Annotated in this window: 5 protein-coding genes; 4 read left to right on the forward strand and 1 reads right to left on the reverse strand. The window is 56.4% G+C overall.

Annotated features, from left to right (window positions below; all coding sequences use genetic code 11):
- Positions 1 to 126 precede the first annotated feature (126 nt).
- Positions 127 to 1,011 carry a helix-turn-helix domain-containing protein gene (locus tag AC0YNU_RS23705; RefSeq protein ID WP_475761156.1) on the reverse strand — a complete coding sequence of 295 codons (885 nt, stop codon included), beginning with the start codon at positions 1,009 to 1,011 and terminating at the stop codon, positions 127 to 129.
- 121 nt (positions 1,012 to 1,132) lie between these two features.
- Here AC0YNU_RS23705 and AC0YNU_RS23710 point away from each other — a divergent pair, with 121 nt between their 5' ends.
- The 4 genes from AC0YNU_RS23710 (at position 1,133) to AC0YNU_RS23725 (ending at position 7,755) form a co-directional block, all read left to right on the forward strand.
- Positions 1,133 to 2,650, forward strand: a complete 1,518-nt coding sequence (locus AC0YNU_RS23710; RefSeq protein WP_475761157.1) for an L-arabinose isomerase family protein — start codon at positions 1,133 to 1,135, stop codon at positions 2,648 to 2,650.
- A 191-nt stretch (positions 2,651 to 2,841) separates the two neighbouring features.
- A complete protein-coding gene (locus AC0YNU_RS23715; RefSeq protein ID WP_475761158.1) occupies positions 2,842 to 3,189 on the forward strand; it encodes a hypothetical protein in 348 nt (115 codons plus the stop codon).
- 234 nt (positions 3,190 to 3,423) lie between these two features.
- Positions 3,424 to 7,029 (forward strand): S-layer homology domain-containing protein, encoded by a 3,606-nt coding sequence (locus tag AC0YNU_RS23720; RefSeq protein ID WP_475761159.1) that lies wholly within the window; start codon positions 3,424 to 3,426, stop codon positions 7,027 to 7,029.
- 168 nt (positions 7,030 to 7,197) lie between these two features.
- Positions 7,198 to 7,755, forward strand: coding sequence for a DJ-1/PfpI family protein (locus AC0YNU_RS23725; protein WP_475761160.1), 558 nt, complete (start codon positions 7,198 to 7,200; stop codon positions 7,753 to 7,755).
- The last annotated feature ends 400 nt before the right edge of the window (positions 7,756 to 8,155 follow it).

Here is an 8,155-nt window from a genome sequence, read left to right on the forward strand (position 1 = left end):
TTGCTTAGGGCAAGTATAGCAAAGGGAGATACAAAAGTTACCAGTCGCGCGAAAAAATAAGGACGCGTTTGTTCTTTTGCGCTTTTCCACTACAGTCGACCTGATGAGGGGCTGCGCGCCGGACGGTTACAACCGCAGTTTCCAGCGTTTCCGGTAAGCGAGCGGAGTCGTGTCTTCTCTCTTCTTGAACATATGGATGAAATGGCTGACATTGTCGAAGCCGGCCTGAAGGGCGATGTCGCCGACGGCCAGGTCGGAGTGCTTCAGGAGCTGTTTGGCATGCGTGATGCGCAGACTGACGGCGTATTGATTGGGCGATAGACCGATATGCTTCTTGAATTCACGCTGCAGATGATATTTGCTGACGGCGAATGTCCGCTCGAGCCCGTCCAGGGAGACCGTTTCGGCAAAACGCGTCTCCAGCAGCGTTCGCAGCTCCTTAATGTAAGCGGGCATTCGCGCCTCCGCGGCCGCCGGAAGCGAGGTATCGCCTTGGATCAAGAGGGTGGTGAGCAATCGAAGCAGCAGCTCCGAGGCGATGATCTCCGTATGCAGGTCCCGCTGCTCCTGCAGCCGCAGCAGCCTCTCGATCAACTGCGGCACCCCGGCATCGATGCCAAGGTCGGCAACGGGACCGCGGTTCTGTTTCATGAAGAGGTCCCAATAGCCGCGCGTCGTCGCGCCGTTCAAGTGAACCCAATGCAGCTCCCACAGCTCGTTCGGATCCGTCGCGTACCATTGGCGCTTCATGCAGTCGATGAAGAAGGCTTGTCCCGGACGCAGCTCATAAGTCGCGTTCCCATACGCCAGCCTTCCTCGCCCGCCGGTCGTGAACACGATCAGGAACGAATCCAAGTGCTCGCGCTCCGTCATATAACCGGGCAGGCTGAAGTAATGCCCTGCCTCCTGCATATAGAAGAAGCTCTGCTTTGCCTCCGGGCTTGGGGTCGCCACGATGGTAACCGACGCTTCCGTCCAGTTGTAGACGGCCTTCAAATAGACGCTTTCCACCTGTATCCGCCTCCGCAACAATCCGTTATTTTTGAGCAAGTTCATGGGATGAACGCAGACTACGCTTGCCCTACAATAGTAGCAGGAAAACAAAATGGCGACGAGTGGGGAGCGGTGTGCGATGACAGCTGAAGAGGCGGTTCGTAACATAATCAAACCGGGCAAACGGGCGAGGGTAGGGTTGTACTCGATCGGTTTGCGGGAGTATTGGAACCAGTTTCCGGGACTGCGAGAAAGGCTGATCGGCTACGGGGAGTTCATTGAGGAGCGGATGGGCGCTTTCGGCGAAGTACACAACTTCGGCTTGGTCGACACGGAAGGCACGGCGCGCGAAGCGGGCGAATGGTTCAACGAGCGCAACGTGGATATCGTGTTCTGTCATTCCGCCACCTACTCCACGAGCAGCGCGGTGCTCCCGGTCCATCAGCTATGTACGAAGCCGGTCATCGTCCTGAATCTGCAGCCGACCGCCCGAATCGATTACGATACGACAACGACGGGAGAGTGGCTCGCGCATTGCGGGGCCTGTCCTGTACCCGAAATCGCCAACGCGTTCAGTCGGGCAAACATACCGTTCCGCGTCGTCAACGGACTGTTGGGCTTGGAATCGACGCCGGCCATCTCGCTCGCGGACGAGCGGACCTGCGACCGTCCGGAGGCGATTCGGGCATGGGGCGAAATCGCCGAATGGATCCGGGGAGCGGGCGTCGTCCGAACGCTTCGCCACAGCCGGTTCGGTTTCCTCGGCAACACATACAACGGTATGCTGGACATGTACAGCGACTTCACGATGATGCAGGCCCAGTCGGGGCTGCACGTGGAGATTCTGGAGATGTGCGACCTGGACCGCATGATGGGGAAGGTCACGGACGAAGAAGTCGCGGCCAAGCGCAGCGACGTTGCCGCCATGTTCGAGATCAGCGGCGATTCGCCGTCCGACCCGATCGCGAAGAAGCCGACGGAGGAGCAGCTGCAGTGGGCATGCACGGTTGCCGTGGCGCTGGAGAAGCTGGTGAGGGAGTACGATCTCGATGCGCTGACCTACTATTATCATGGCAGCGCGGGCAATGAATACGAGAAGCTGCAGGCCGGCATGATTCTCGGCCATTCGCTACTCACCGCGCAGGGTATCCCGTGCGCGGGCGAAGGGGACTTGAAGACGGCGCTCGCGATGAAGATCTGCGATTTGCTCGGCATCGGCGGCAGCTTTTCGGAAATCGTAGTCGTGGATTACGTCGACGGAACGATTTTGCTCGGCCACGACGGACCGTTCCATATCGCGATCTCGGACGGCAAGCCGATCCTGAGGGGCATGGGACTGTATCATGGTAAAATGGGCACCGGCATTTCCGTCGAAGCAAAGGTTCGGTCGGGTCCCGTTACGACGCTGAACATGACGCAGACCGGTACGGGACGCCTCAAAATGATCGTGGGCGAAGGCGAATCGACCAACGGTCCGATCATGCAAATCGGCAATACGCAGACGCCGGTACGCTTCGGCATGCATCCGGACGACTACATGGCAAAGTGGTTCCAAGAAGCGCCGACCCATCACTGCGCGATGTCCGTCGGTCATCGAGCCTCCTTGCTTCGTAAAGTCGCGGAGCTGTTGGACTGTCAGTTCGTGAAACTTAGTTAATCCGACAAGGGATGCCGGCTTGCGCAATCGAAGCGCAGGCCGTTTTTTTATGCGACGCCTAATTTGTTTTCGCGTTCCCGGAGCACCGAGCGCCTCCGAAAGCGAATTGGGTTCTCTTGCTCCCGATTGTTCTACTTCGCTCTATCGCTCCTTGCGCCGGCATATATATGAACGAAGGGAGCGTGAAGCGATTGAACGAAAAGGTGCGAAGCTATTACAGGTTGAAAAAGAAGCAGAAGGAGATCGAGCTGGAGCTGGCCGCGCTGCGCAACGAGATTCTGGCTTTCTGCGCGGAGAACGAGACGACGGCGGCCGATTTTGGCGGATACAGCGTCAAAGTGGTTGCCCAGCGGAGGAAAGAATACGACGAGACCAAGTTGTTCCAAGCGTTGCCGGACCTGGAGCTATGGCGCCTCCTGTCGAGCCCGGACACCGCCAAAATCTCGCAGCTCGTCAAGCTGAACGTCATCTCCGAGGAACGAATTAAAGATGCGTACACCGTAAAGGATGTCTCGTATCTTCAGGTGGAACGCAAATAGGGGGACGCGGCGTCCCCTCCATGCCTCGAAGAGCGCTCAGGGACTCAGCCTGTTCATCTCGCTCACCTGGACCCGCGTATCTTCGTACCCCCATGCAGCCTTTTCCCATTGCGTCATCATTCGACAAATTTCGCCATTTATTAGAGGTATTTCTTGTCTGATGTCGAACGATTAACGAACGGCTTGCACTTTATCATCAGCGAAGTCAGTCACAATTTAAGGTGGGGGAACGGAATGAAACATGTATCCAAAAAAATGATCAGCCTAACGCTGGCAGGGTCGCTGTCGCTGTCCATGGTCGGCGCCGCGAATGGAGCCGCAGCCGCACAGGGCGGCAACGCGGATATCACGGGCCATTGGGCGGAGCAGGATATCCAGCAATGGATCTCGCAAGGATTAATCGGTGGTTACTCGGATGGCAGCTTCCAGCCGGACAAAGCCGTGACGCGGGCAGAGTTCGCGGCGCTCGTGAACCGAGCGTTCGGGTTTAAGGCGACCGGCCGCGCGGCATTCAAGGATTTGACAGCGGGAGACTGGAGCTACGCGGATATTCAGAAAGCCGTCACGGCAGGGTACATAAATGGTTTTCAGGACGGCACCGTCCACCCGAATGCGCCGATTACCCGTCAAGAAATCGCGCTGATCGTGGAGCGATTGCTGGGACTGGCTCCGGCAGCCGAGGAAGCCGATGTCTTCCAAGACGCGGCGTCGCTGCCGGCATGGAGCAAAGGCGCGATCGGAGCCGTCCAAGCAAAGGGCATCATGCAAGGCTATGAAGACAAGTCGTTCAGACCCGCGAACCAAGCGACGCGCGCCGAGGCCGTCGTTATTTTGAGCCATGCCCTTACAACGAAGGCCGCTCCGGTCACGTTCGATAAGGCAGGCACTTTTGGACCTGCGGCAGGCACGCAAACGATCAAAGGCGACGTCATCATCTCGGCGCCGGGCGTCACGCTGCGCAACACCGTAATTGAAGGGAATATTACGTTTGCCGCGGGAATCGGGGAAGGCGATGCCGTCTTGGACCATGTCACGGTGCACGGAACGACGCTGGTGCAGGGCGGCGGAGCTCATAGCATCCATTTCGAGGATTCGATCTTGCTTACGATCGTCGTGGACAAAGCGGCAGGGACCGTTCGCATCGTCGCCGAAGGGACGACGACGGTTGCTTCGGTTGTTTTGCAGACAGAGGCAACGCTGGAGGAATCCGAAATAACGGGCGCGGGCTTTACCGACGTTCAATTAAGCGGGATGCTCGCGGAGGGTACTTCGGTTACGCTGCTCGGCTCGTTCGAAGATGTTGACGTGTCGGGCGTCAAGGTCCGTATCGACATCCCGAGCGGAAGCGTTCAGAATATTACGGTCATCCGGGATGCCGCGGGAAATGTATTGCAGTTGGGCAGCGAGGCGGATATCGTGAACCTGGTGCTGCAAGCAGCCGTCAAAGTTGTCGGCGGAGGCACGATCGAGACCGTCCGAATGAGCGGCGCGGCGCGAGCCGGCTCGACGTTCGATAGACAGCCGAACCGGATGCTGGACGAGAACGGAGCCGCAATCAACCCCTCTCCCGGCTTGACGCAAGCGCAAATCGACCATCAAGCAGCGGATCGGGTAACGGCGCTGATCACTGCGCTTCCCGTGACCGCGGATCTGACATTGGCGGCGAATGGGAAGGCTGTCGAGGCCGCGGTTTCTGCTTTTAAAGCCTTGTCGGCGGCTCAGCAAGCATTAGTAACCTCCGTGAATCAAGTCAAATTATCGGATGCCGCTGCGCGGATAGCCGAACTTAAGGCTGATCAAGCTGCTGCGGACGCGGTTATCGCCCTCATTGCGGCATTGCCGGATCATGCGGATTTGACGCTGGAGGACGAGCCGGACGTTAACCGTGCGAACGAAGCTTACGGCGATTTGAATGCCGTACAACAAGCCCTAGTTCCGACGGCGGAGCATGATGCCTTGCTGGATGCGTTATCCCGCATTGCTGAGCTCAAGGCGGACAAGGCTGCAGCGGATGTCGTCACGGCTCTAATTTCAGCACTGCCGGCCGTAGCGGATTTGTCGCTGGGCGATGAAGCAACCGTACAAGATGCGAAAGCTGCGTTTAACGCGTTGACTGCCGCGCAGCAAGCGTTCGTACCTGCGCAAAGCCAAAGCAAGCTGACCGACTCCGTATCCCGGATTCAAGCATTGAAAGCCGACAAACAAGCAGCGGATGAAGTTATCGTTCAAATCGGCGCATTGCCGGCAACTGCCGACCTCAAGCTGTCCGACGCGACAGCCGTTAACGAAGCGAAGAATGCCTTCGACGCGTTAAAGCCGGGACAGCAGGCGCTCGTAAACAATCAAGCGGTGTTGGCAAGCGCTATTAGCCGACTCGCCGAACTTCAGACGGACAAGCTGGCGGCAGATGCCGTCATCGCACGGATCGCCGGACTTCCGGCTGCAGCAAGCCTCGCGTTGACAGACGAATCAGCCGTTAACGCGGCGAAGATGGCCTTCGACTCGTTGTCTAACGCGCAGCAAGCGCTCGTCACGAACGATGAAGTCCTGACGACTGCCATCGCAAGGATTGCCGAGCTCAAAGCGGACAAAGCTGCCGCGGATGCCGTGACCCGTCTAATCGATGCCTTGCCTGCTGCTGCCAGTCTGGTTCTAACGGATGAAGCAGCCGTGTACGCCGCGAATGACGCTTTCGGCGATTTGACGCTCGCGCAGCAAGCCCTTGTCCCGAGTCAAAGCCAAAGCTCGCTTACGGCTGCGGTGGCTCGAATCGGCGCAATGAAGGCGGACAAAGCCGCAGCGGATGCCGTTACGGCTCTAATCGCCGCTCTGCCGGCAACGGCCGACCTCAAGCTGTCCGACGCGACAGCCGTTAACGAAGCAAATGATGCTTTCAACGCGTTGACTCTGGCGCAGCAGGGGCTAGTAACGAACCAAACTACACTTTCGGCCGATATCGCCCGCATCGCTGAGCTTCAAGCTCAGCATGACGCCGACGTCCAAGCCGCGGCGCCAGTCACGGCACTGATAGCGGCTCTGCCGGATACCGGCGACATTACGTTGGACGATCGAGCGGAGGTCAACGCGGCAAGAAGCGCCTTCGATGCGCTTACGGCCGATCAGCAAGCGCTTGTCGCGAATGAAGCCAAGCTGGTCCAAGCGGAAGCTGCAATCGTCGCGCTTCGATTCTTGCCGAGCCTGGCGGTCTCGAGTTTCGATTACGAAACCGTGTACGAGGATCAAGCAAGAGGCCAAAGCAAAACGATTGCGGACGCGAATTTCGGTCAGCACCCCGTGCATTTCACGATCAGCGACGGGAAGGTCACGATTCCGATCGACCTTAATTGGGACATTCCGCTCAATGGGTTGACGACGGGACAGGCCGTAGGTTCGGCTGTGGAGAGCTTTATCCAACAATACTGCAATGATCACGGCATCGACTTGGGGCTGCGCACGCTCACGGCCTTTGGATATGGAGATACATTCTACATCATGACGTTCGCAACCGGTACTCAGGCATCCGTGACGTTGGGCGATGATTATTCCCGTTTATTTGCGGACAGCCATTTTACGGGCACGGACGAGGATACGAGTAAGAACCGGACGTTTACGGTGAACGACGGAACACACACGGCATCGATTGTGTTGGAATCGGCCTATATGGATATGGACGATCTTGTAACGAACCTCAATTGGCAGCTTCAAATGGCCAATGTCGAAGCGGTCGCGGCGAAAGCGGACGAGACGCATTTCAAAATCTCCCCGACGGCCATGAACGGTTTGCTAGCGATCGACGGCGCGAATAAAGCGCAGTTCTTCAGCGATTTCGAATTAAACTGAATCTGACTCTGCAAACCAAACGAAGACGTCGAGGCAAACTCGGCGTCTTTTCTTATTTTAGAAGCGGGGCAGTTTCGACATAACGCGTCAAAATCCACCCGTATACATAAAATGGGAGGTTCTTCATAATGGAAAGAGTGCCTGACATTATTGAAGAGGAGCGATATCATGTCCAAACGCATTCTCATCGTCACCGGAGACGCAGCAGAAGTGCTCGAGGTTTACTATCCTTATTATCGCGTGCTTGAAGAAGGCTATGAAGCCGTCATCGCCGCTCCGGCAAAGAAAGTGCTGCACACGGTCGTGCATGATTTCATCGATGGCTGGGACACCTACACCGAGAAACCGGCTCATCTGCTTCCTGCCCATATCGCGTTCGCGGACGTGGACCCAGCCCAATACGACGCACTCCTCATACCCGGTGGACGAGCGCCCGAATACATTAGAGGGGATGCGAACCTTCCGCGAATCCTTAGTCATTTCCTTGAGTCGGATAAACCGATCGGAGCGATTTGCCACGGCGTGCAAGTATTCGCTGCTTTGAAGGATACAAGCTATTTCGAAGGACGCACGATGACAGCCTACACGGCATGTCGTTTGGATGTAGAACGCTTGGGAGCCCGCTATGCGACAGACACGCTTCATGTGGACGGCAAGCTGGTCTCCGGTCACGCTTGGCCGGACCTGCCGGGCTTCATGCGCGAATTCCTTCGTTTATTGGCCTAGCCGTTATGTCATTCCGATCCGCTAAGACTGCCGTTTGGCAGTCTTTTTGTGTTAAAAGGAAAGAAGGCGGTTGTAGCGAAAAAGAGGCTTTGAAAGTTCTTTCGACATTTTCCGAGAAAAAGCTTGCATGTCCAAAATGATCTATGGTATATTCTAATTCCGGCCGAGACGGACACGTCGAAACGGTGATCGAAATCGCAACAAGTTGAAAAATAAAACTTGCCAAACGGTTTTGAAATATGATATATTCTAATTCCGGGCCGAGAGGCTTGGACGAGAAATTAGAAACAATTTGTTCCTTGAAAACTGAACAATGAGCGACCTGTCAAAAGGTCATAAATCGCGAAATTAACGTTTCGCAAGCTAGTTTTTTGAATGAGCTAACAAGCGAATTCATCTA

It is taken from the genome of Paenibacillus sp. J31P316 (genome assembly GCF_056269105.1).